Raw genomic sequence first — 24,215 nt, forward strand, 5'->3', positions numbered from 1 at the left:
AAAGCCTGGGATCCCTGCCATGTTCTACCTACCGTTCTCGCTGTTGCTGTTTTTGATGCTGGTGCTGCTGCTGCCCTTCCTCTGGCTGGGGCTAGCGGTGGACGTGGTGGCGCTGGCGGTGGAGAAGCTGGGGTTCTCGCGGGAGGGGGCGCTGTTGCTGCTGCTAGCCATCCTGGTGGGCAGCTCGGTCAATATTCCTCTCTATCGCGTCAAGTGCGAGGTAACTCTGGTAGAGGATCTGGCCAGCCTGTGGATGCGGCAATTTTGGGGGATCCCGTTGGCCAAAATCTCCCAGGAGACGGTGATTGCCCTCAACGTGGGTGGAGGGCTGATCCCGGTGCTCTTGGCCCTATATCAATTTGGCCGGGCTGATGGGCTGTTGATCCTGGCTGTAACGGCACTGGTAACGGTGGTCAGCTACTACGCTTCCCACGTGGTGCCCGGGATCGGCATTCAGATGAATCCGCTAGTTGCGCCGGCCACGGCAGCCCTAGCCGCTCTATTCTGGGCCGGGGATCAGGCGCCGGCGGTGGCCTTTGCCGGCGGGGTTTTGGGCACAGTGATTGGAGCGGATCTGCTGCACCTGCCGGAAGTGCTGCGGCGCAATTGCTCGGGCATTCTCAGCATTGGCGGGGCCGGCGTTTTCGATGGCATTGCCCTCTGTGGTCTGTTTGCCCTGTTGCTGAGCTAGACCAGCAAATAGGTGAGGGAAAGGGTAACAGCCTGGCTGGGATCCAGCCAGCGCAGATCGGGATCCCCTTCGGGCGGACGACGGGTCAGCTCTTCTAGCAGCATCTGCGTCCACTCCAGCGGTTTGCTGAGCAACATCGGCGAACGGGTTATCCCCTGCTGACGGACCATGGCTTTGAGGGCTTCCAAGCTGGTCGATAAAGGGCGAGTACTGGCCACAAACAATAGCTCAGTCAACCCCTGGGCATGGCAGGTAAGCAGGTCGGGAGGAACGGCAGAGTCAGGCAGGGGCGGTAAGGTCAGGGTACCCTTGGCCTCAAGGCGCAGTGGCAGAGCAGGGTCGTCCTGGGGCAGGGGAGCCAGCAGGTGCACTTGCCCACCGGGATCGACCATCAACAGGTAGCCGAACAGATCTTGGTCCCCCTCGTTGCGCAGGATGAGATAGAGAGGCTCGCCGCGCAGGAAGCGCTGGATGCCTGGCTCCGCAGGGGCTCCTTGGGCAAACCGTGCCGCTCGTGAGGGTTTGAAGGTAGACAATTCTCCCACCACCGCCAGCGGCGAGATGGCCGCGTTGAGGGTGGTCCGCAGGCGCTTGGCTGCCAGCAGATGAGCCAGACGGGGTGCCAGCCGCTGCACCGCTGTAGCTGCCGCTTCCCCTGGCGGGCCACAGGAATTGAGGAGCAACTCGCGTCCCGGCCAAAAAAGGCTGTAGCTGTTAACTTCCAAGGGCTTGGACAAAGCATCCACCTGGAAAGCAGCGGCCATTTCGGGGGTGATGCGGCCCAGCAGGCAATCCACCTGGCGCTCGCGCGGGTTGGCTGTCTCCATCCAGCTGTAGCCAGCGATGGCGTTGGTTAGGTCCACCCTTTCAACGCGGCCCAAGCTCTCCTCCAGGCCCACCAGCAGCTTGAGGTTGCTGGGGAGGACGCGCAACTGCTCGCGCACCAGTGTCCCCACCGGAGGCAATTGACCTTCCCCATTGGCCGGCTGCACCTGCGCCCACAGCCCACTGCGAGAACGAACCAGAAGCGGCAGCGGGGAAACGGTGGAAGGTTCGGCAGCAAGGGGAGCCAAAAGAGTACCCGGCTGCAGACTCCACAAGGCGGCCGCCGGGATCCCTCCCAGCCACACCTGGGCTCGATTCCCCTTCACCTCTTGGATGACTCCACTGGCTACCCCTTGGGAAGGGGTAAGAAAGTAGGGGGGGATACGCCGAGCCGTTTCTCTACCTTCGAGGGTAGGACGCTGACAGGAAAATAGGCCCAGCTCCCGCCGCCCCGCCACTTGGCTGAAAGCCATCAGCAGGCGCGTAGCTGGCGTGGTTTCCCACAGGTACTGGGTCAGCAGGTAGGTGAGCACTCCCGCATGGAATCCGGGCCAGGCGGCTTCCGCTGCCAAGTCTTGGGGGGTGGTGGCGGCAATCAACACCCCTTTGGGCGGCGAGGGCCAAGCCTGTTGCTCTGCCGCAGAGGGTAGACGGCCGGGATCTGGCACCGTGGAGGCTGCTGCTGGCAGAGCGGGTGGGCGGGAGCGCAGTTGCAAGTTGCCCCGTACGGCGGGGGCAACATAGGTAAAGCCACAATCAAGTACAGTTGTAATCTGGGCTGTGCCTAGGCCTTGCACAAGCTGGAAAAAGTGCTCCAGACCCATGGCTGCGGGGCCTTCAGACCCAGACAACAGCAACACCGGTTGCCAGCGCCTCGGCTCGGCCCCTGCCCGCCACTGGCCATAGCCACTAAACTGGATCACCACGGTTGCAGCCGTCTGACTTGAAGCGCCCAGGTGCTCAGCAAAAGCCAATTCGATCCCTTTTGGCGTAGCTGCGGCATCGGTGAGGGTGAGAATGCCTGCTGGGTCAAAGTCAAAGCGGTATAGCAGCAGCTCCCGCTGCAGCTCCACATCTGTAACGCAGCCCTGCAGGGGGGATCCCTCGCCAGGGTAGCGGTTAATGCCAATTAGAAGAGCCAACTTGCGGGAGGTGGCTGCCAAAGCTTGTCCATAACGCTTAGCCTGGCTGGCTAGCCAGCCAGGAGGCAGGCCAAGGCCAGCAGCAGCCAAGAGTAACTTTTGGAGAAAAGACCGCCTTTCCATGCTGACCTGCTGGGTTGCCCCCTTGGCCTAACGGCTAACCCATTGGCCTAAACTTTGCACCCAACCTGTTGCTGCCTATTTCAGGATATCTTTATCCACCCCAGGTTTTTTGAGAGATCTGGGAACAGTTTCCAGCCTTTTTTGACCTTCTTTGGCCCAGCCTCTGCCTCTAGAGCAAGGGGATTTGACGTCCCGGGTCACCCGCCCAGCCCAAAAGCCGCTTGCGAACCCAGCAGGTTAAGATGTGTTACGAGATCCGTCGGGACTTCTATGGGCGCAACACGGTCAACAGTGGCCGCAACCCAGCCAGGGAGGGCAGAACAACCTGTGACGGCGGGGGGGTGGCAACCCTCGCAACCAGCTCTGCGCTATGACCCAGAGCAGTTGGCCAGGCAATACCGGGGGCGCTGGGATCTGGTGCTGAGGCGTCTTTTTCAGTTGATTACCCCCTTTTTGGGACTGTTGATCTGGGTCCTGTGGGATCGCTGGCGGGGAGTGGAGCTGCAAAATCGTCCCCAGCACGCGGCGCGGCTGCGAGAGATCCTCACGCAACTGGGGCCGACAGCTATCAAAATTGGCCAGGCCCTCTCCACCCGGCCCGACTTGGTCTCGCCTCTTTTCCTGGAAGAGCTGGCCAAGCTTCAGGATGAGCTACCCCCCTTTGACAATGCCACTGCCTTTGCCCTCATCGAGTCGGAGCTCGGCCGGCCGGTAGAACAAATCTTTCGCGAGATTAGCCCCGAGCCAATAGCGGCTGCCAGCCTGGGGCAAGTTTACCAAGCCTATTTGCACACGGGAGAGAAAGTCGCTGTCAAGGTGCAGCGACCCGATTTGATTGAACGCATCTCCCTTGACATGTACATCGTTCGTAGCCTGGCCGCCTGGGCCAAGCGCACCTTTCGCCGTATCCGCAGTGACTTGGTGGGGATTGTCGATGAGTTTGCCAGCCGGCTGTACGAAGAGATGGACTACACCCAGGAGGGCCGCAACGCCGAGCGCTTCCTGGAGCTGTATCGCCACCCCTCCATCTACGCTCCCAAAATCTACTGGGAGTACACCCGCACCAAGGTGCTGACGATGGAGTGGATCGACGGCATCAAGCTAACCCAGCTTGACAAGATCACGGCGGCAGGTTTGGACGGGCGGCACCTGATCGAGATTGGGGTTAACTGCTCCCTTAAGCAGCTTTTGGAGCACGGCTTTTTCCATGCCGATCCCCATCCCGGTAATCTCTTAGCCATGTACGACGGGCGGCTGGCCTACATTGACTTTGGGATGATGAGCACCATCCAGCCCCACCAGCGCTACGGCCTCATCAAGGCCATTGTCCACTTGGTGAACCGGGATTTTGTTGCCCTGGCCCAGGACTATGTGGATCTGGAATTCCTAGATCCCGATACTGACCTCACGCCCATCATTCCCGCCCTAGAGGCTGTCTTTGCAGAAGCCTTGGGCAGCTCCGTGGCGGAGCTAAATTTCAAAAGTATTACTGACAGGCTCTCGGGGGTGATGTACGACTTCCCCTTCCGCGTACCTGCCTACTACGCCCTCATCATCCGCTCTCTGCTCACCTTAGAGGGGATCGCCATTGGTTTGGATCCCAACTTCAAAGTGTTGAGCGTGGCCTATCCCTACGTCGCCCAGCGGCTCCTCACCGACCCCGCTCCAGAGCTGCGCGAGTCTCTACGGGAGCTGCTGTTTAACCAGGGGCAATTTCGCTGGAACCGCCTGGAGAATCTGCTGCGCAATGCCGTCAACAGCGAGGATTTTGACCTGCAGGGATCCCTGGAAAAAGCCATTGACTTCCTCTTTTCTGAGCGGGGAGCTTTCCTGCGAGAGCACCTGGTGGATATCCTCTTTTCCAGCTCAGGAAACGGAGCTGCAGACGGCTTGGCCCATCTGCAGCGTCTGTGGGCCATCCTCAGTAGCAACCCAGCCTTTCAGCCGCTGCAACTTCTGCCTCTGGTGGCCAAGGTAGCCACTAGACCGGAGGCCCAACAACTGGGGCAGCAGCTGGCCTCCCGCTGGTTGCAGCGCCTGGCAGCCCGTCTAATCCGAGACTTGTTGCTGGCGGAGGAGGAGAAGGAGCCACCAGCCTCCCTAGATGGGCGAACGGGATCCCCCAAACCAGCGACTCGCCTCTCCGCTTCCGTAGCGTAGGGGTAGGCAAGCTGGGGAAATTCGAGCTAGCTTTGCTTGCTGCAGAACTTCCCCAGCCAACCCCCTAGTCTAGTTTGCTGCCTCAGCTTCCCCTACTGGGCGCTGTCGTTTTTGGGACTGGGAGTGTTGAGAGCTAGCATCATCCACTCGGAAAATTCATCGCGGCGGAAAACTTGGGGACAGGAGCGCGGGCCAAAACGCAGTAGGCTAGGCATGCCGTGCTCTTTGAGGCGAGCTCGCAGCCAGGTGCCAACGCCTGTCTTGCCATCGTTGGGCATTTCGGTTTGAAAGTCACTGTACATCAGCAACAACTGACTGCGGGACTGGAGCACGGCGTTTTCTTGGATCAACTTCGGCAGGGAAAGGCTAGCGTCTGAATTGCTGGCTTTGGTTGGCTCATGACGACGGCTGCGAGAACGAGATTTAGCACTTTCGCGGTTCTTACGAGCTTTCGGTTCAATGGCCATAGAATCTCCTAGACAACTAAGGGACTCCCAGAAGGGACAAAAGCCAGAACTCGCAGGCTGAAGCAAGAGCCCGCTGCGGAAGGTAGCTCGATGGGTACAGTCCTGGAGCAATCGCTGAGAAGTAGGGACACACGCTCTCAGTCCAGCGAGGGAAAAACTGCGCCAGCTTGCCACCAAAGCTTGAGATCCCTTGCCTGCCGCGGCAATCTCCAGCGCATCGAGTTCCTGGCCACACATCCAGGACTTGGCTTCGTTTTGCCTAACGGGGCTTGGTTACCCCCAGTCTGCAGAGTAGGGAAGTCCGGATGTTACTTTTAATATGACTTAAAACCGGACAGGTGAACACTCCTTAGCCAGAAGCAAGCTCAGGTTTGCAGGTTTTGTCGGCCGTTGCGGAGCACCCGCAGCGACTCCAGCAGCCGCATCTCCAGATCCTGTAAAACCTGATCCACGTAGCGGTGGGCCTCCCGCTGGAGACGCTCTGACTCTTGGAGGGTCTGTCGCCGCACTTCCTCGCTCTGTTGGTAGGTTTGCCGCAACAACTGTTCCGCTTGAGCTTGGGCTTGGCGGAGGATGGTTGATTCGCTAACAAGCTGCTCGGCCCGGCGCTGGGCCATGGCCACGATTTCCTGGGCGTAGCGATGGGCCTCCGCCAAGATCTGATCCCGCTGGCGCAGCACTTCCTCAGCTTCCTCCAAAGCAGTGGGCAAGGTAAGGCGAATGAAGTCCAACTGCTCCAGGATCTTTTCTTCGTCTATGAGGGTGCGAGACCAGAACAAACGAGGACTGCTGAGAATGGCCGCCTCCAGTTGATCCAGGGCCTCCTGAACACGCATTAATGCCAGGGCCTGATCCCCAGGCAGCTCCCCAGCACGATTGAAGGCATCAGAGGACAATTCTTGCATTAGTCCAGCAAAGGAGGCCGGATAACCCCTACCATATCCATATCAGGTTTCCTGCTGCTTCAGCCAGCGGTTAGTGCGGGGCGGAAAAGCCCGCTCGCGTTAGCGGGACATAGTCCTTAAGCGACTTGAGTCGCTTGCCAATGCTACAATTGCTCCTAGGCAAGCACCTGCCCCGGTAAAAAATCCGGACAGGGCTGTAAGTCAACAAGTAAGCGGAGCCAACCATCTAGGGGCGTTTTGACAGCGCCTTTACGAGTCCCTCTGTGGACTGCGTAAGAATCCCTTGACTAAGGACTACGTCTTGCTTCGCGACTAGTCAGGGGAGTGTCAATAGGGAGTGGACTTGGATTGCTTTCTGCCCATGCCCCAGCCGCAGCCTCCCCGCCGATTAGAAGATCAATTTGTGGAGAATGTCTCCCGCTACCCTACCTACTTCATTACTGTCTTGCTAGGAGGGATCTGGGCTGGCCTCCAGCCCTTTGTGAACCTGTATCGCAAAAGCCGGACGGCAGGGGCTCTGGTGACGCTGGGAGCCCTGGCTCTGCTGCTGTTTGTCTATTTCACCCTGCGGGCAATGACGGGGCATCCCTTGCTTCCAGCCTGGATGTTGGGCTGAGGGGGAGGATCCTCTCCGTCGCTTACAAAAGCAAGTGCCCCCCACCGCCTGCTTAGATCCGGGTGCTGCTTTAAGCCGAGCAAGCTCCTAAGAGATCCCTAGGGGTGGCGGTAGCAAGCGGAGGAGGTTTGCCGCTAGCTTGGTAGGGGTATCTCCATATTTGAGCTCATGGCAGATTGGATCCTGTTGGCGCTGGTGGGTTCAACGACCTACCTGCTGCTACAAAAAAGCGTGGCCCGCCTCTCCAAGGTGCCGTGGCGGATCCTGTGGCTGGTGATGATGCTGCCCCCCCTGATTTGGGTGCTGGGGCGGCAGGTGTTTCAGTACGAAATGCCCCCTTTGCTGATGTTGGGGCTGTTTTTGGCTTCTTACTTTGCCAGCATGACCCTGGTGCGGCGGGGGCGTCTCCCGCCTCCACCAGCAAGCCCTCCGCCTCGGGCGGAAAACACCCCGCTCGAGCGGGATCCCGAACCAGAGCAGGAGCCTTTGCTGGAGAGAGAGGAAGACGAGGAGGAAGGGGCTGCGGCTGCTCCCCTTTCCATCGCTGAGGTGTCGCGGGAAAAGCTCAATCGCTGCTTTCCTTGGAACGTTTTCTATCTGCAAAGCGTGGAATACCGCCCTCAGGCCATCATCTGCCGCGGCAATTTGCGGGCGGATCCCACCGAAGCCTATGAGCGGGTGCAGCGGAATGTGGAAACCACCTTTGGCAAGCGCTTTCTAGTGGTGCTCCAGGAGGGGTTTGCCGGCAAGCCTTTTTTTGCTCTGGTGCCCAACCCAGCGGCGCGGCGCTCCCTAACCCGTCAGGAAGAATGGCCTCTGCTGGCGCTGGGGCTACTGCTGTTTACCTTTTGGACAACTCTAACTGCCGGCGCCCAGGCGGCTGGGGTCAGCCCTGATCGGTTGCTGCATTTGCCCTCGCTGCTACAAGGGCTGCCCTATGCAGTGGGGATCCTGGCCATTCTGGGATCCCATGAGGGGATCCGCTACTGGGTGGCCCGCCGCCACGGCATCAAAACCTCGCTCCCCTACTTCATTCCGGTGCCTTTTGTTCTGGGAACTTTTGGGGCCTTCATTGAGCTGAAAGAACCGGTGCCCAACCGCAAGGTGCTGTTTGACATTGCCGTTGCCGGGCCGCTGGCAGGCAGCCTCGTTGCTTTGGCAATGTTGCTCCTGGGGCTAGTCTTTTCGACGCCTGCGGATCCTCCGGCAGTGCCAGAGGGGCAGCCGACCCCGATTAGCTTCCATCGCATCGATCCACGCCTATCGGTGCTGCTAGCAATCCTGGCGCGTATGGTGCTAGGGGATCAATTGCAGCCGGGCCAGGTGATCGATCTGCACCCCTTGGCCTTTGCCGGCTGGCTGGGTCTAGTGGTGGTTGCCTTTAACCTGGTGCCGGTGGGCCAACTGGATGGGGGCCACCTTGTCCACGCCGTCTATGGCCAGCAGATGGGGGCCAATGTGGGGCGAGTAACTCGCTGGCTGGTGCTGCTGCTGGCCTTGACGGTGCAGCCCTGGCTGTTATTGTGGGCGCTGCTGCTGTTTGTTATCTCCAGTGCCGACGAGCCGGCCCTCAACGACGTCACTGAGCTGGATGAGGGGCGGGAGCTGCTGGGGCTGGGGATGCTGACGTTGCTGGTGTTGATCCTGCTGCCGGTGCCACCCTTTTTGCAAACTTGGTTGGGCTTGGCCTAGTTCGGGGTAGGATCCAAACCACGCCTAACCAGCTCAGCCCTAGCCATGCCAGCAGGTTTAATTGTCCAGAAGTACGGCGGCACCTCTGTCGGCTCCATTGAGCGCATCCAGGCCGTGGCCCAGCGGGTGGCCCACACGGTGGATCAGGGCCAGCGGGTGGTGGTGGTGGTCTCAGCGATGGGAGAGGAAACAGACCGCCTGGTGGAACTGGGGGAACAGATCCTCCAGGGATCCCCGACCACGCCGGCCCAGTGGCGGGAGTGGGACATGCTCCTTTCCACGGGCGAGCAGGTAAGCATTGCCCTGCTGGCCTTGGCGCTGCAGCGCTTGGGCTATCCTGCCGTTTCGCTGACGGCGGCTCAGGTAGGGATTGTTACCACCCGGGATCACGGGCGGGCCCGCATTTTGCACATCCACACCGACCGCCTCTGGCAGCACTTGGAGCGGGGAGAGGTGGTGGTGGTGGCCGGCTTTCAGGGCATCACCAGCCTAACTGAGCTGGAAATTACCACCCTGGGGCGGGGGGGATCCGACACTACGGCGGTGGCTTTGGCGGTGGCTCTGGGAGCAGAGCTGTGCGAGATCTACACCGATGTGCCAGGGATCTTTACTACCGACCCGCGCAAGGTACCCGAGGCCAGGTTGTTGCCAGAGATTACTGCTGACGAGATGCTGGAGCTGGCCAGCTTGGGAGCGCAGGTGCTCCACCCCCGCTCCGTAGAAATTGCCCGCAACTACGGCGTCAAGCTGCGGGTGCGCTCCAGCCTGGAGCCCTTGCAGGCAGGATCCGAGGGCACCCTCATTCTTTCTCCTCCTCCCCGCCCTCGCCCCGCCGATAGTAGCATTGAGCTGGGCCGGGCAGTGGATACGGTGGAGCTGGATTGGGATCAGGCCAAGGTGGTGTTGGTGGGAGTGCCGGATCGCCCGGGCATTGCCGCTCAGCTGTTCCAGGAAATTGCGGCAGCCGGGATCAACGTCGATTTAATCCTGCAGTCGCTCCACCTCAGTGCAGCCGAGGGATCCCCTACCAACGACATTGCCTTTACCGTCAGCCGGGCGCAGGCAGCCCAGGCGGCAGCCGTGGCACAGCAGGTGGGCCAGGAGCTGGGGTGTAGGGAAGTCCTCGTCGAGGAGGCGGTGGCCAAGGTCAGCATTGCCGGGGTGGGGATGATGGGTCGCCCGGGCATTGCCGCCGAGATGTTTCGAGTGCTAGCGGAAGCCGGGATCAATCTCCAGATGATCTCCATGTCGGAGATCAAGGTAAGCTGTGTGGTGGCTGCTGAGCGGGCTGGGGAGGCCGCCCTGGCCTTGGGAGAAGCCTTTCAGGTCATCCCCCACTTGCATCGGGTCACGGTAGCTCCTGGCCGGGATCCCCTCCCCAGCAGCCACCCCGTGCGGGGCGTTGCCCTGGATCTCAAGCAGTCGCGGCTGGGCATCCGCAAGGTGCCGGACCGCCCAGGGACGGCTGCCCATCTGTTTGGGCGCCTGGCCGCAGCTGGCGTTATCGTCGATACCATCATCCAAAGCCAGCGGGGCTACCACAATGGGATCCCCAGCACCGACATTGCCTTTACTGTGCCCCAGGAGCAAGCGCTGGCGGCTGAGGCCGTGTGCCGGCAGGTGGCCGAGGAGCTGCAGGCGGCGGGGGTCGAAGCCGACCACGATATCGCTAAGGTGAGCATCGTCGGCGCCGGCATGGAAATTTATCCCGGCGTCGCCGCGCGCTTTTTCGCTGCCTTGGCCAACGCCGGGATCAACATTGAGATGATTGGCACCTCAGAGATTAAGGTAAGCTGCGTGGTGCGACGGGAGCAAGGAATCCGCGCTCTGCAAGCTGCCCACCGCGCCTTTGAACTCGACCGAGCCTAGTCGGCTTTGGCTGCTAGCAGCAGGGGGAAGTGGTGGGCGTTGGGGGCGTGCATGGCCTGGATCCCCAGGTTGGCGCGGTTGAGGAGGTCGGCGTAGGTGGGGATAAACCGACCCTGGCTATCCAGAATGGACTGGTTGAAGTTGAAGCCATTGAGGTTAAAGGCCATCACCCCAATGCCAATGGCTGCCGCCCAAATCCCTACGGTCGGCAGGGCCGCCATCCAGAAGTGGACAGAGCGGCTGTTGCGCCAGCCAAGGCTTGGGATCCCCAGCCGCCCCAAAAAGGCGTAGTGGCCGGCCAGGAAGTTGTAGGTGACCTCCTCTTGGCCAAAGCGGTAGCCGGCATTGGCCGACTCCTCTTCCGAGGTCTCCCGGATTAGGCTGGAGAGCACTAGGGAGCCGTGTAGAGACGCCAACAGGGCGCCGCCAAACACCCCGGCTACCCCCAGCCAACTGGTGGGGTGCATCAAGAGGTTGTGTTCCGCCTGGAAGGCCAGCATGAAGTGGAAGGTGCCGGCAATCCCCAGCGGCAGTCCCTCTGAGAAGCTGCCCTGGCCGATGGGGTAGACCAAGAGCACCGCTGTAGCGGCAGCCGCCGGCGCAGAAAAGGCCACCGCAATCCAGGGGCGCATGCCCAGCCGGTAGCTCAACTCCCACTGCCGGCCAAGGTAGCACCACACCCCAAGGAGAAAGTGAAACACGATGAGCTGGTAGGGGCCGCCGTTGTAGAGCCACTCATCCAAGGAGGCGGCTTCCCAGATGGGGTAGAAGTGCAGGGCAATGGCGGCTGAGGTGGGCACCACCGCTGCAGAAATGAGGTTGTTGCCCCCCAACAAAGAGCCAATCACCGGCTCGCGGATCCCGTCCATATCCACCGGCGGCGCGGCAATGAAGGCAATCACAAAACAAAAGGTTGCTGCCAACAATGTTGGGATCATCAATACGCCAAACCAGCCAATGTAAAGCCGGTTTTCGGTGCTGGTAATCCACTGACAAAAACTTTCCCAACTCCACAGCCGCCGCGCAGCAGCGGAGCGACGAATGACCGTACTCATAGGCCAACTCCTAGAAAATTTCAGCAAAGCCACCTCCCCCCTGCCTTTGCCGAACTGATCTCAGGAGCTCCTTCGACAAGGCCTAGGGGAGCTTTCTTCCAAACTAGACAGTTTTCGGGATGCCGACAGGGATCCCTAACGTGTGCAGCCAGAATGTGAAACAAATTGATGTATCGATACAAATAGGCAAATCAGTGTTGCGATTTTGATGCCTTGGTCTCGGCTTTTCCTGGGCAGCCAAGGCCACTTTCTCCAGCCGAGAACTTTAGAATTTCTTAAGGTGAAGGTCTTAAGAATTTCTTCAGAAAGGTAACCTAAGAAGGCTGAGATCTATCTCCCAATTTCGGCGTGAAACTCCTGCAGGGACTTCACCTGTAGGGATCCCGACTGCAGGGCGCGGATGGCAGCCGCGGTGGCCTTGGCCCCGGCCAGAGTAGTAACCAAAGGGATCTTGTAGGCCAGGGCCGTGCGCCGGATCTTCCGCCCATCCTGTTGGGCCTCGCTGCCGGAAGGGGTATTGACAATAAGCTGAATCTGGCGGTTTTTGATGGCGTCGATAACATGGGGCCGGCCCTCGTGCAGCTTGAGCACCTTCTCGACAGGGATCCCGTGTTGGGCCAGAACTTTTTGCGTGCCGGCAGTGGCCAGTAGACGAAAGCCCAGCTTGACAAACTCTTGGGCCAGTGGGATCACGGCCTGCTTGTCGCGATCGCTAACGCTGATGAACACCGTGCCCCCTAGGGGCAGGTTCTGGCCGGCAGCCAGTTGCGCCTTGGCAAAGGCACGGCCAAAGTCGGTGTCAATCCCCATCACCTCGCCGGTGGAGCGCATCTCCGGCCCCAGCAACGTGTCGGTACCAGGAAACTTGTGAAACGGCAGCACCGCCTCCTTGACAGCCACGTAGGGTGGGATCACCTCCTGGGTAAAGCCCAGCTCCGCCAGGGTTTTGCCGCTCATCACCTGGGCGGCATAATCGGCCAGAGGGTGGCCAATGGCCTTGCTGACAAATGGTACGGTGCGGGAAGCGCGCGGGTTGGCCTCCAGGACGTAAACCTGCTCCTTCTGGACGGCGTACTGCACGTTAATGAGTCCCACCACCCTGAGAGCTTGCGCCAGCTTCACCGTCCAGTCGCGAATCACCTGCAGCACTGCGGGGCTGAGGGTGCGGCTGGGCAAGACGCAGGCGGAATCCCCCGAGTGGATTCCGGCCTGCTCGATGTGCTCTAGGATCCCGCCGATGGTTACAGCCCCGGTGCGGTCGGCAATGGCATCCACATCCACCTCCACCGCCTCTTCCAAAAACTGGTCCACCAGCACAGGACGGTCGGGATCCACTGCCACGGCTAGCTGCATGTAGCGCTGCAGATCCTGGTCGGAATAGACAATCTCCATGGCCCGCCCCCCCAGCACATAGCTGGGCCGCACCACCACCGGGTAGCCGATGCGGCGAGCAATTTCCAGGCTTTCTTCCACGCTGTGGGCAATGCCGTGGGCCGGCTGGCGGATCCCCAATTCCTGAAGCAGGCGCCCAAAACGACCGCGATCCTCGGCTATGTCAATGGAGTCAGGGGAAGTGCCCCAGATGGGCGCCTGAGCTGCTGCCAGCCTCTGGGCCAGCTTCAGGGGGGTTTGGCCGCCAAACTGCAGGATAAGCCCCACCGGCTGCTCAGCTTCGACCAGGTTCATCACCTCTTCATAGGTCAGGGGCTCAAAGTAGAGGCGATTGGCGGTGTCGTAGTCGGTGGAAACCGTCTCGGGGTTGGAGTTGACCATGATGGTCTCATATCCAAGACGGCTGAGGGCAAAGGCGGCATGACAGCAGCAGTAGTCGAACTCGATCCCTTGGCCAATGCGGTTGGGGCCGCCCCCCAGGATCATCACCTTCGGCTTGGCGGTGGGGAAGGTCTCGGATTCGCTCTCGTAGGTGGAGTACTGGTAGGGGGTGGTCGCCTCGAACTCGGCGGCACAGGTATCGACGGTTTTGTAGGTGGGGATCACCCCCAGTGCCTTGCGGCGATCCCGCACCTGCGCTTCAGTGGAGCCGGTCAGGTGGGCAATTTGTCGGTCGCTGAAGCCCATTTGCTTAAGGTGGCGCAGATCCTCAGCACTCAGGGATCCCAGCTCCCGCCCCTTGAGGGCTTGTTCCACTTCCACCAGCTCCTGCAGCTTGTCGATAAACCAGGGATCAATGTGGGTAAGCTGGGCAATTTCCTGAACGGAAAAACCCATGAGCAGGGCGGTGCGAATGGTCAAGAGGCGAAAAGGGTTGGGGGTGCGCAGGTTGGCCCGCACCTCCTCTGGGGTAGGGAAGACTTCCGGTCGGTCGCTGCCAAAGCCAGGGCGGTCGATCTCTAGGGATCGCAGCGCCTTCTGGAGAGATTCTTGGAAGGTGCGGCCAATGGCCATTGCCTCCCCCACCGACTTCATCTGGGTGGTCAAAACCGGCTCTGCACCGGGGAACTTCTCAAAGGCAAAGCGGGGGATCTTGGTGACCACATAGTCGAGGGTAGGCTCAAAGCTGGCCGGCGTTTTGCGGGTAATGTCGTTGGGGAGCTCCGGCAGCGTGTAGCCCACGGCCAGCTTGGCGGCAATCTTGGCAATGGGGAAGCCGGTGGCCTTGCTGGCCAAAGCAGAAGAGCGGGAAACCCGCGGGTTCATCTCGATCACCCGCACTTCACCATTGGCGGGGTTGACGGCAAACTGCACGTTGGATCCCCCGGTTTCCACCCCAATTTCGCGCATGATGGCGATGGCGTAGTCCCGCAGCCGCTGGTACTCCTTGTCGGTGAGGGTCTGGGCCGGGGCCACGGTGATGGAGTCGCCGGTGTGTACCCCCATGGGGTCAATGTTTTCAATCGAGCAGATGATGACCACGTTGTCCGCCAGATCCCGCATCACCTCCAGCTCAAACTCCTTCCAGCCAATCACCGACTCTTCCACCAGGATCTGGGAGACCGGGCTGGCCTCCAGGCCGGCGGCGCAGATCTCCTCCAGCTCCTCCTGGTTGTAGGCCACACCGCCGCCGGTGCCTCCCAAGGTATAGGCAGGGCGGATGATGAGGGGATAGCCAATCTCTTGGGCAATCTGCTTGGCTTCGGCCAGGCTGCGGGCCAACCCTGAGCGGGGCACGGCCAGGCCAAGCCGCTGCATTGCCTGCTTAAAGAGCTCCCGATCCTCCGCCTTTTCAATAGCCTCCCGCTTGGCCCCAATTAGCTCCACCCCGTACTGGTCCAGGATCCCGCGCCGGGCCAGCTCCACCGCCACATTTAAGGCCGTCTGACCCCCCATGGTGGGAAGGAGGGCATCGGGGCGCTCCCGCTCGATGATCTGGGCCACGAAGTCCGCCGTCACCGGCTCGATGTAGACGCGATCCGCCATGCTGGGATCCGTCATGATGGTGGCCGGGTTGGAGTTGACCAGGATTACCTCGTAGCCCTCCTCTCGCAGGGCTTTGCAGGCTTGGGTGCCCGAGTAGTCAAACTCGCAGGCTTGGCCAATAACAATAGGCCCCGCTCCGATGAGCAAGATCTTGTGAATGTCAGTACGACGCGGCATGGGATCCCTGGGGTGGCAAGGTCAGCCTTCTATTTTAAGAGGCAGGCTCAGCTCAGGGTGCGAAAGGGAGGGGAATGGGGTACCTTGAACGAGGGGCTCTAGAAGTGGTGGCTGTTGGTCAAAGATGAACTTACCCAGCCTCCTCTGGCCGAATCCTGACGCGATCCCGGCTCCGCCTCAGCCGGGGATCCTAGGCATCTTGGCTTCCGGCAACGGCAGCAATTTCGAGGCCATTGCCCAGGCCATCGAGGCCGGCGAGTTGCCAGCCCACATTGCCGTTGTTATCACCAACAATCCCGAGGCCTATGTGCGGCAGCGGGCGCAGCGAAGAGGGATCCCCTGTGTCCTGCTCAACCATCGGGAGTATCCTAGTCGGGAGGCGCTGGATGCCGCCATCGTGCAGGTGCTGCAGCAGCATCAGGTGGAGTGGGTAATCATGGCTGGCTGGATGCGCTTGGTGACCCAGGTGTTGCTGTCTGCCTATCCGGAGCGGGTCTTAAACCTTCACCCCAGCCTCCTGCCCAGCTTCAAGGGCCTGCGGGCGGTCGAGCAGGCGCTGGCGTGCGGCGTAAAAATCACTGGCTGCACCGTCCACCGCGTCACGTTGGAAATGGACAGCGGCCCCATCGTGGCCCAAGCAGCCGTGCCGGTTCTGCCGGAAGATACGGTGGAGTCTCTGCACCGGCGCATCCAGGTCCAGGAACATCGCCTTTATCCCCTGGCCATTCGCCTCTGCCTAGCCGAGGGATCCCGCCTTCCCAAGCTGAGTTGAGTCCTGGCGGGTCGCCCGGCCCTCTGGCAAGAATGGAGCCGTTTTGGGGTGGGGGTGCTGCCACAAGCGGTGATGGCGGAGCTGGAACGCCTGAGCCGACAGGCTATCGATCCCCAGGAAGAATCGATAGCGCGCGCCTTCTTGCGCCAGGGGTCCAGTTTGGGATTTGCCGTCTCGGCAGCCCGCGCTGGGGTGGGGGACGCCAACGCTGGCCAGCAGTCACGGGGAGTTCGCCTGGAGCAGGCCATTGTCGAGTGACCTATGCCCTTGCCCAACAGCAGCCAGACTCCCTGGTGGTGGTGAGTAACAATCGGCCGTTGGTAGGCAGGCACTGGGTGTCCCTAACCCCTGGCCGAGCTCAACCGGTGGATGCGCCAGCCGCAGCAACCCCAAGCGGTGGTCATGGCTTTACGGCGGCTGCCAGGGCCCCCCCTTCCTGCTACTCCGTTGCGCCCCTCCCCAACTTCTGCAAAACCACCCTTCCCGCCTCAAGAGGGATCCCGACCTGCCCAGAGCAGATCTCAAGTTGGCTTGGCCCTCCAAAGCACCCTGGCGCTGCTGTTGGCCTTGACCTTTTTCTCAGCATCAGGGTTGTTGGCCTGGCGCGTGCTGGATCCGGCGGGGAGCGAAGGGATCTGGCGGCGGCTGCCCCTGTCTTGGCTCCCTTGGCTGCGGGATCTCTAGCCGCCTTGCCGGCAGCAGCCCAAACAGGCGTATGCTAGGGTGAAGGCTTTCTCAAAACCAGTCCCCACCCATGACGGCAACAGCTGACCTTTGGCCCCAGCTTTTAGGCCAACTGCTGGAGCGGCAATCCCTCAGCGAGGCCCAGGCGGAGCAGCTTATGAACGGCTGGTTGCACAACCAAGTGCCGGATGTGGTGTCGGGAGCGATTTTGGCGGCTCTGCAAGCCAAGGGAGTGAGCGCCAGCGAGCTGGCCGGCATGGCGCGGGTGCTGCAGCGCGCTTCTCTGGGATCCCCTCTGGATCTGCCCCTCTTGCTGGATACCTGCGGCACCGGGGGAGATGGGGCCGGGACGTTTAACATTTCCACCGCCGTGGCCTTCGTGGTCAGCGCTGCCGGGATCCCGGTGGTAAAGCATGGCAACCGTTCCGCTTCCGGCAGAGTGGGCTCGGCGGACGTGCTGGAGGCTTTGGGGGTGAACCTCAACGCCGAGCCGGAGCGGGTGCGGGCGGCAGTGGCAGAAGTGGGCATTACCTTTCTCTTTGCCCCCAACTGGCACCCAGCGATGCGGGCGGTAGCTCCCTACCGACGGGCCCTCAAGGTGCGCACTGTTTTCAACCTGCTGGGGCCCTTGGTCAATCCTTTCTACCCCAACCGGCAGGTCATCGGGGTTTATGCGCCGGAGCTGGTGCCGGTCATGGCCGAGGCTCTGCGCCTGCTAGGGCGGAAAGCAGCCATCGTACTCCATAGCCGGGAAGGCCTTGACGAAGCTGGCCTTGCCCAGCCCACGGACTTGGCCGTTCTCTCCCAGGGATCCCTGCGCACGGAAGTCTTGAACCCGCGGGATTACGATCTCACCCCTGCGTCCGTCCAGGCTCTCCAGGGAGGGGACTTAGCGGAAAATGCCGCTATCCTCAGCCGCGTCCTCCAGGGAGAGGGGGAACCTGCCCAGCGGGATGTGGTGGCCCTCAATGCGGCGCTAGCTCTCCAGGTAGCGGGAGCTGTGGCTGACTTGAGAGCCGGAATTGCCCGCGCGCGGGAGATCCTTGCCAGCGGCGCCGCTTGGGATCGCCTGCAAAGGTTGGTCAACTTCCTCCAGCCCTGAGGCCAAGCTCTGCTTCCTTTGCCATGGGCTGGGGAACCTCCCGCCAACTCCGCTGCCCCGGCCCCCCTGTTTTAAAACTCCCGTCCTCGCCCAAAGGCCAGCACCTCCTCCACCCCCAGGCGGGGCTTGCGCGGCAAGTTGCCCGCGGCGGGGTAGCCCACCGCCAGCAGCATCACCGGCACGTAGCGGTCAGCAATGGCGAACTCCCGCTTCACCCCTTCTGGGTCAAAGCCAATCATCGGCCCGCTCACCAAGCCCTTTGCCTGGGCCGCAATCATCAAGGCCATGGCCGCTAGCGCCCCAGAGCGAATCGCCTCATCCCGCGCCAAGGTGGGGTTGTTGGCGTAGGTGGCTTGGGCCATGTTGACCCAGCTTTCTGCCCGTTCCGGGGGGAGAATCCCCGCAGCCACTGCCCTTTGGACAATCTCAGGCAGCTTCTCATAGCCTTTGAGATCCCCCAGGACAATGAACACCACCGCCGCATCCGCCACCTTCTGTTGGTTGTAGGCCAGGGCTTTGAGGCGCTCTTTGTCCTTGGGATCAGTGACGGCCACAAACCGCCAGTGCTGGATGTTGAAAGAGGAAGGAGCTTCCGTAGCATAGGCCACCAGCTCTCGGATCTCCGCTTCCGATAGAAGCCGGCTGGGATCGAAATGATCGGCGGAGACGCGCGTCTTGAGAGCAGTTAGGGCGTCCATGGATGGGCCTCCTCAAAATGGACAGCTCAAGAGCAACAGGGCTGCTCACCCCAGGGCTAACGGCAGAACTGGTAAGCAGCTCGACATTCTGGGTTCAAACAATCTGCCCCCTCCAATATATCTCCTGCTTTGGCCGGGGGCAACTGGCGAGCTGGGGTTGGTCAGAGGGGATCCCTGACGCGAAGGCAGGTATGATGGAGAAGCGAGCTGGTCTCATCTGGAGGGCCAGGTGACGTTGTCCAATTGGTGTGGTGGAGGGGGAGAAGCAATCGGTGAACTTCGGTCGAGTGCTAACGGCCATGGTGACTCCCTTTACGGAAGAGGGGGAAATCAATTACGATGAGGCCGCTCGTTTGGCCGATTACTTGGTAACCCACGGCAGCGATGGCTTGGTGGTCTGCGGCACCACTGGCGAGTCTCCCACCCTCAGCTGGCAAGAGGAGTACGAACTGTTTCGGGTGGTACGGGAGGCCGTAGGGGGGCGGGCCAAGGTGATTGCCGGCACAGGCTCCAACTCCACCCGCGAGGCTATCGAAGCCACTAAAAAAGCTGCCCAGTTGGGCCTGGATGGCTCCCTCCAAGTGGTGCCCTACTACAACAAGCCCAGCCAGGCGGGGCTCTACGAGCATTTCAAGGCTATTGCCCAAGCCAGCGACTTGCCCATCATGCTCTACAACATCCCCGGCCGCACAGGGGTAAGCCTCCAGCCGGAAACAGTGGCGAAATTGGCGGAGTTGGAGACCATTGTTGCCATTAAGGAAGCCAGTGGTATAATGGACGTAGTCTCGGAAATTCGGCGGCTTACCCCCCCTCACTTTAGTATCTACTCTGGGGATGACTCCCTGACATTGCCAATTTTGTCCTTGGGAGGGAGGGGGGTAGTCAGCGTAGCCAGTCACCTGGTTGGACCGCAGCTGCAGGAATTGATCCAAAGCTACGCTGAGGGGCAGCACGAGCAAGCTTTAGCCTACCACTTACGTCTCTTGCCGCTGTTTAAGGTTTTGTTCATTGAGACCAACCCCGTTCCCATCAAGACGGCGCTGGCAATGCAGGGTTGGCAAGTGGGTCAAGTGCGCTCTCCCTTAGCCCCTCTTCAGGCCAATTCTCTACAGACTTTGCGACAAGTACTGCAAGAGATGGGGCTACTCGAGGAGGCGCAGGGATCCAAACCAGCGGCAGCAAAGGCTTCATGACCACATCTTTTTCGAGTTGTGCCTCTACTGGAGGGAGGTTTTTAGGGGAAACTTCGCGGAATTTAACCTGTGGTTAAATCAGCTGTCCTTTTAGGATTTTTTGCTCTTTCCCAACTGGGAGGGGACAGGTTCTGGTAGCAAAATCCAGCTTTCCCTGCTGACTTTGCTGCTGGCTTTCAGGGCTTTGTCTGCATCGGTTTTTGTTTGTTCAGCTGTCGCTGTTGAGGATCTGTAGCTCGTATGCCAACACCACGGACTTCGGTTGCTTCCCGTCCTGGGACCTCTGCTGCCAAGCCCACTTCCTCTCTGCAGATGATCCCGCTAGGAGGCGAACGCGAGATTGGCAAAAACACCTGGGTCTTCCGCTACGAAGACGACATCATCCTGCTGGATGCCGGCCTGGCTTTCCCCGATGAGACAATGCACGGTGTCAACATCGTGCTACCGGACATGACCTATATCAAGCAAAACCGGGACAAGCTGCGGGCAATGGTGGTTACCCACGGCCACGAAGATCACATTGGCGGGATCCCTTACCACTTGCGGGAATTTGACATCCCAGTCATCTATGGCCCCCGCTTGGCGCTGGCGCTGCTGGAGGAAAAACTGCGCGATATGGGTCTTCTGAATCGTACAGAATTGCGCCCCGTGGGGCCGCGGGATATTGTGCGCCTGAGCAAGAACTTCTTTGCCGAATTTATTCGCAATACCCACTCTTCTGCCGACAGCTTTACCGTGGCTTTGCACACGCCGGTGGGCGTTGTCATCCAGACGGGCGACTTCAAGATTGACCACACGCCGGTGGATGGCGAGCGCTTTGACCTCCATCGGCTAGCTGAGCATGGGGAAAGGGGGGTGCTCTGTCTTATCAGCGACTCCACCAATGCTGAGGTACCCGGCTTTACTCCTTCTGAAGCCGCGGTAGTGCCGGGCCTCACCAAAGCCATTGCGGAAGCTAAGGGACGGGTAATCATCACTACCTTTGCTTCTTCGGTGCATCGCCTCAATTTGGTGTTGCAGATTGCCGAGCAGCAGGGCCGGGTGGTATCTCTGCTGGGGCGCTCGATGTTAAACGTGGTGGCCCACGCGCGGCGCCTGGGCTACATCCGCTGCAAGGATGAAACGCTGCAGCCGATGCATGTCATCAACAGCTTGCCGGATGATAAGGTAATCATCCTCACCACGGGATCCCAAGGCGAACCCCTGGCTGCTTTGACCCGCATTGCTAACGGCGAGCATCCGCAGTTGCAGATTAAGCCGGGAGATACAGTGATCTGGTCGGCCAACCCCATTCCCGGCAACACGCTGGCGGTAACGCGGGTCATCGACAAGCTGATGGAGCTGGGGGCAAATGTTATCTACGGCAAAGACAAGGGGCTGCACGTCTCCGGCCACGGCTGCCAGGAAGATCAAAAGTTGATGATCGCCCTCACCCGTCCCAAGTTCTTTGTCCCCACCCACGGGGAGTACCGCATGCTGGTCAAGCACGCCGAAACGGCAATGAGCATGGGGATCCCGCGGGAAAACATCGTGATCATCGACAATGGCGATGTGGTGGAGGTGAACCAGGAGCGCATTGCTGTTGTCGGCAAGGTGCCCACGGGGGTACAGATGATTGCCGCTTCCCACGATGGGGTGGTCATGGACGAGATGCTGCAGGAGCGCCAGCAGATTGCCAGAGATGGCATGGTGACGGTGGTCATCAGCTTGGATGGCAGGGGCCAGTTGCTCTGCACGCCGCAGGTGCAAAGTTTGGGCCTGGCAGGTGAGGGCACCTCTCTCAAGGGATCCGACTTGAAACCCCTAGTGGAGGAGACCCTCAAGCAAGCATGGCCGCACTTTGCCCGCTCGCTGGAGCGGGGCAGGTTGGAGATTGACTGGGCTGGCCTCAAGGCAGAGGTGGAGCGGGTGGTGCGCCGCTTTGTCCGCGAACAACTGCCCGGCAAGCCGACGATACTGGTTTTTGTGCAGTCGCCTGAAGAGGAGTCTGGGCCGGTATCCTCTCTGCCTGTTGGGGAAGCCCAGCCGGAACAGGAACGGCTGGCCTTGGGACGGCGGCGGCGCTCCTCGGCGGCGGTGGCGGCTTCGTAAGACGGGGGTGGCTGGCTCTCAGGGCTTCCCTGGGCTGGGGAAGGAAAGTTCTGCTTTTGGGAAGCTGCTAGACGAGAGCTCTGCCAATGCCTCGGGAGCAAGGGATCCCACCTCGCTAAAGGGGGGGCAGTGGCGCTGGGGTGGGACCGGCTGCTGCAGGATCCTCAGGAAAGCCTCCGCCAGGTCGGCATATCCCCGGTCGTTGGGATGAAAGCCATCGGCTAGCGGGCCGGGGAAGAAAGACTCGCGGCGGTAGGAGCGGGGATCGCAGAGGAGGTCCACCACGGGGATCCCCTCCTGGCTCAGGGGGTTAATGGCCCGTTGGCTGAGGCCGACGGAGACCAAAGCCAGCAGCTGCCGCAGGCCCCTGGGCTGCTGCTGCCCCAGGGGGATCAGGGCAAAGTTGGGCAGGTTGGCCACCGCCAGGCGGGCTTGGGGGGCGCGGGCCCGCACCGCCTGCAGCAGGGTTTGGTAGTCGGCGGCAAATTGTTGGATCTGGCGCTCAATAAAGGGCAAGGGATCCTCGCCCTGCAGGACCCGTTGGGCTGCGGCAAAGACAATGGCGTTGGTGTCGTTGCCGCCTACCCAGAGGGTAATCAGGGTGGCGTCGGGAGGGATGCGCGGCACTTGGTCCTGAAGCAGGTTGGCCGGGATCCCTTCCCGCAGGGCTTGCAGGGCTGGGCTGAGGACGGCTCCTGAGCGGCCCAAGTTAATTAGCTCCACCGGGCCGGGCAGTAGGCGGGCCAGGCGGGGGACATACCCCGTCCCATTGGGGCAGTCCAGGGGTTCTGAGCGCTGCGGGGGGGTGCCGGCAGCGTTGGCTGGGCCATCGCAGGAGATGGAGGCGTTGAAGCCAACGGCATCGCTGGCTCCCAGAGCCACATAGCGGGTGAGGGCGGGCGAGCTGGGCATTCTAGAGGCTTCGGAACAAGCGGTCAGCCCCCACCCCAGCATCCCGATTGCCACTGAGAGCAGCAGCAACCGAACGGGTCTGGGGGCTTGCCTCTTTTGCCAAGTAGGGGATCCCATAGGGTAGCTTTGCTGCAGAGGTGGGGGAAGCCCCCAGCCAAGCTAGCCGAAGATCAGCCAATCGGGGAGTATGGTGGGAGTATGGCGCTGCGTTTTTGCAAGTCCCGCACCTACCACGATCCCCTGCACGGCGCCATTAGCCTAGATGGCGGGGATCCGGTCGAGGCGCTGCTGATTCGCCTCATCGACACGTCGGCCTTCCAGCGCCTGCGCCGCATCCGCCAGTTGGACACCGCTTTTTTTACCTTCCATGGCGCTGAGGGCTCCCGCTTTACCCACTCGGTGGGAGTGCTGCAGGTTACGCGGCGCCTGTTTGACAAATTGGCCCGCCGCTACCCGGAGCTGCGCCCCTACCGCGCTGTAACGCTGGTTGCCGCTCTGCTGCACGACATTGGCCATGCCCCCTTTAGCCATGCCGGCGAGGAAATCTTCGGCTGCCGGCACGAGGTCTGGACGGCCCGCATCGTGCGGGAGGATCCCCAGATAGCCACGCTGGTGGCGGAGTTCGACCCGCAACTGCCGACCCAACTGGAGCAGGTGTGGCAGAAACAATTTCCCCTGCCGCTGGTGGGGCAGCTGATTGCCAGCCAACTGGACTGCGACCGCTTTGACTACCTGATGCGCGACAGCCTGCTCACCGGCGCCCAATACGGCCACCTGGATCTGGATCGCATCCTCACGGTGTTGGACTACGACCCGGAGACAGGATCCCTCTCCATTCCCGCCCGCAAGGGCCTGGGAGCCATTGAGCACTATCTGGTGGTGCGCTATTTCATGTACACCCAGGTGTACCAGCACCCCAAGAGCCTGTGTGCCCGCTTTATTTTGGAGCGGCTCTTCAAGCGGGCCCAGGTGCTGTTGCAACAGGGAAAGATCGAGTTGGATCCCATCTTGAGTGCCTGGTGTTGGGCGGCGCTGGCGGCGCAAAAGGGGGATCCCTTCGAGCTGCCTTTGCCCCTCTATTTGGCCGCTGACGATGTGATGTTCAGCTACCCTTTTCGCTTTTGGGCCATGGCGGGGAAGGATCCCATCTTGGCCGATTTGGCGCGGCGCTATTTGGATCGGGATCTGTTCAAAGCCCGCAACATCACCCGCTTGTCAGAAGAGCGACGCCAAGAGCTGGTGGCAACTCTAAGCCAGAAGATGCAGCAAGATGGCTTGGATCCAGAAAGCTACTTGGGAATTCGCTCGGCCCATGTCCAGGGCTACAGCTTCTACGACCAAGGGATCCAACTCAAAACCGAGGACGGCTACGTGGAAATTGCCCAGCTCTCGCCACTGGTGCGATCCCTGGTGGAAACGCAAAGCCAGGTTTGGCTGATCTTCCCCCGCCCCTACAGCGATATTGTAGAGAGGGCCTTGTCTGCCTAGTCCCAAGACCAGGGCGTGGGCAAATCCGTACAGAGAGGGAAGCAAGCAAGAGTGGGGATCCCGGAGATCCTGGCAGGGGTTCTGTCGCTAACGGCCCTGGCGATTGCGTTGGTGGCGCTGCGGGCGGGATCCCTTGCCGCAGCAAGCGGCAGAGCTCGCAGCGGCCCTCGAGCGG

19 protein-coding genes are annotated in these 24,215 nt (G+C 60.9%); 12 read left to right on the plus strand and 7 right to left on the minus strand.

The features are described 5' to 3' along the window. On the plus strand, positions 1-691 hold a 691-nt coding region (locus NW827_RS09285; RefSeq protein WP_414503608.1), incomplete at its 5' end, for a DUF1614 domain-containing protein. On the opposite strand, the gene NW827_RS09290 is transcribed toward NW827_RS09285, so the two are convergent. Then, on the minus strand, positions 688-2,781 hold the full coding sequence (locus tag NW827_RS09290; protein WP_414403920.1) for a caspase family protein: 2,094 nt from the start codon (positions 2,779-2,781) through the stop codon (positions 688-690). The genes NW827_RS09285 and NW827_RS09290 overlap by 4 nt on opposite strands. Positions 2,782-3,051: 270 nt before the next feature. On the opposite strand from NW827_RS09290, the gene NW827_RS09295 reads away from it, so the two are divergent. Next, positions 3,052-4,941 (plus strand): ABC1 kinase family protein, encoded by a 1,890-nt coding sequence (locus NW827_RS09295; protein WP_414360309.1) that lies wholly within the window; start codon positions 3,052-3,054, stop codon positions 4,939-4,941. A gap of 92 nt (positions 4,942-5,033) precedes the next feature. Here NW827_RS09295 and NW827_RS09300 read toward each other — a convergent pair whose 3' ends face one another. Beyond that, positions 5,034-5,408 (minus strand): hypothetical protein, encoded by a 375-nt coding sequence (locus NW827_RS09300; protein WP_414360307.1) that lies wholly within the window; start codon positions 5,406-5,408, stop codon positions 5,034-5,036. A gap of 365 nt (positions 5,409-5,773) precedes the next feature. Further along, the gene (locus tag NW827_RS09305) at positions 5,774-6,244 is read right to left on the minus strand and encodes a hypothetical protein (protein WP_414360304.1); all 471 of its coding nucleotides are present in this window, start codon (positions 6,242-6,244) and stop codon (positions 5,774-5,776) included. 430 nt (positions 6,245-6,674) lie between these two features. Between NW827_RS09305 and NW827_RS09310 the strand changes: the two genes are divergently transcribed. From NW827_RS09310 to NW827_RS09320, 3 genes are all read left to right on the plus strand, one after another. Next, positions 6,675-6,929: a DUF751 family protein gene (locus NW827_RS09310; protein ID WP_414503609.1), complete on the plus strand. Its 255-nt coding sequence runs from the start codon at positions 6,675-6,677 to the stop codon at positions 6,927-6,929. 168 nt (positions 6,930-7,097) lie between these two features. Beyond that, a complete protein-coding gene (locus NW827_RS09315) occupies positions 7,098-8,621 on the plus strand; it encodes a site-2 protease family protein (protein WP_414403917.1) in 1,524 nt (507 codons plus the stop codon). A gap of 45 nt (positions 8,622-8,666) precedes the next feature. Beyond that, complete coding sequence (locus NW827_RS09320; protein ID WP_414360297.1) at positions 8,667-10,490, plus strand: aspartate kinase; 1,824 nt, start codon at positions 8,667-8,669, stop codon at positions 10,488-10,490. Here the strand turns inward: NW827_RS09320 and psbA are convergent. Beyond that, positions 10,487-11,545: a photosystem II q(b) protein gene (gene psbA, locus NW827_RS09325; RefSeq protein WP_414403916.1), complete on the minus strand. Its 1,059-nt coding sequence runs from the start codon at positions 11,543-11,545 to the stop codon at positions 10,487-10,489. The two genes, NW827_RS09320 and psbA, sit on opposite strands and share 4 nt — an antisense overlap. Before the next feature lie 330 nt (positions 11,546-11,875). After that, positions 11,876-15,100: a carbamoyl-phosphate synthase large subunit gene (gene carB, locus NW827_RS09330; RefSeq protein WP_414403915.1), complete on the minus strand. Its 3,225-nt coding sequence runs from the start codon at positions 15,098-15,100 to the stop codon at positions 11,876-11,878. Positions 15,101-15,224: 124 nt separating this feature from the next. Between carB and purN the strand changes: the two genes are divergently transcribed. The 4 genes from purN to trpD all read left to right on the plus strand — a co-directional run bounded on the left by purN (position 15,225) and on the right by trpD (position 17,658). Continuing rightward, the gene (gene purN / locus NW827_RS09335) at positions 15,225-15,872 is read left to right on the plus strand and encodes a phosphoribosylglycinamide formyltransferase (protein WP_414403914.1); all 648 of its coding nucleotides are present in this window, start codon (positions 15,225-15,227) and stop codon (positions 15,870-15,872) included. A gap of 48 nt (positions 15,873-15,920) precedes the next feature. Next, entirely contained in the window at positions 15,921-16,130 is a 210-nt protein-coding gene (locus tag NW827_RS09340; protein ID WP_414403913.1) for a hypothetical protein, read from the plus strand. 273 nt (positions 16,131-16,403) lie between these two features. Continuing rightward, complete coding sequence (locus NW827_RS09345) at positions 16,404-16,556, plus strand: hypothetical protein (RefSeq protein WP_414503610.1); 153 nt, start codon at positions 16,404-16,406, stop codon at positions 16,554-16,556. Between the two features lie 70 nt (positions 16,557-16,626). Beyond that, on the plus strand, positions 16,627-17,658 hold the full coding sequence (gene trpD, locus NW827_RS09350; protein WP_414403911.1) for an anthranilate phosphoribosyltransferase: 1,032 nt from the start codon (positions 16,627-16,629) through the stop codon (positions 17,656-17,658). Between the two features lie 71 nt (positions 17,659-17,729). Here the strand turns inward: trpD and NW827_RS09355 are convergent, their stop codons facing one another. Beyond that, positions 17,730-18,356 carry a nitroreductase family protein gene (locus NW827_RS09355; protein ID WP_414360284.1) on the minus strand — a complete coding sequence of 209 codons (627 nt, stop codon included), beginning with the start codon at positions 18,354-18,356 and terminating at the stop codon, positions 17,730-17,732. A gap of 272 nt (positions 18,357-18,628) precedes the next feature. On the opposite strand from NW827_RS09355, the gene dapA reads away from it, so the two are divergent. Further along, a complete protein-coding gene (gene dapA, locus NW827_RS09360) occupies positions 18,629-19,549 on the plus strand; it encodes a 4-hydroxy-tetrahydrodipicolinate synthase (RefSeq protein WP_414403910.1) in 921 nt (306 codons plus the stop codon). 240 nt (positions 19,550-19,789) lie between these two features. Continuing rightward, complete coding sequence (locus NW827_RS09365; protein ID WP_414360278.1) at positions 19,790-21,640, plus strand: ribonuclease J; 1,851 nt, start codon at positions 19,790-19,792, stop codon at positions 21,638-21,640. Positions 21,641-21,658: 18 nt separating this feature from the next. Here NW827_RS09365 and NW827_RS09370 read toward each other — a convergent pair whose 3' ends face one another. After that, the gene (locus NW827_RS09370) at positions 21,659-22,552 is read right to left on the minus strand and encodes an SGNH/GDSL hydrolase family protein (protein WP_414503611.1); all 894 of its coding nucleotides are present in this window, start codon (positions 22,550-22,552) and stop codon (positions 21,659-21,661) included. Positions 22,553-22,750: 198 nt separating this feature from the next. Here NW827_RS09370 and NW827_RS09375 point away from each other — a divergent pair, with 198 nt between their 5' ends. Continuing rightward, positions 22,751-24,040 carry an HD domain-containing protein gene (locus NW827_RS09375; protein WP_414403908.1) on the plus strand — a complete coding sequence of 430 codons (1,290 nt, stop codon included), beginning with the start codon at positions 22,751-22,753 and terminating at the stop codon, positions 24,038-24,040. Positions 24,041-24,215: the final 175 nt, after the last annotated feature.

Origin of the sequence: Synechococcus sp. H70.1 (genome assembly GCF_047502705.1) — a bacterium.
GTDB lineage: Bacteria > Cyanobacteriota > Cyanobacteriia > Thermostichales > Thermostichaceae > Thermostichus.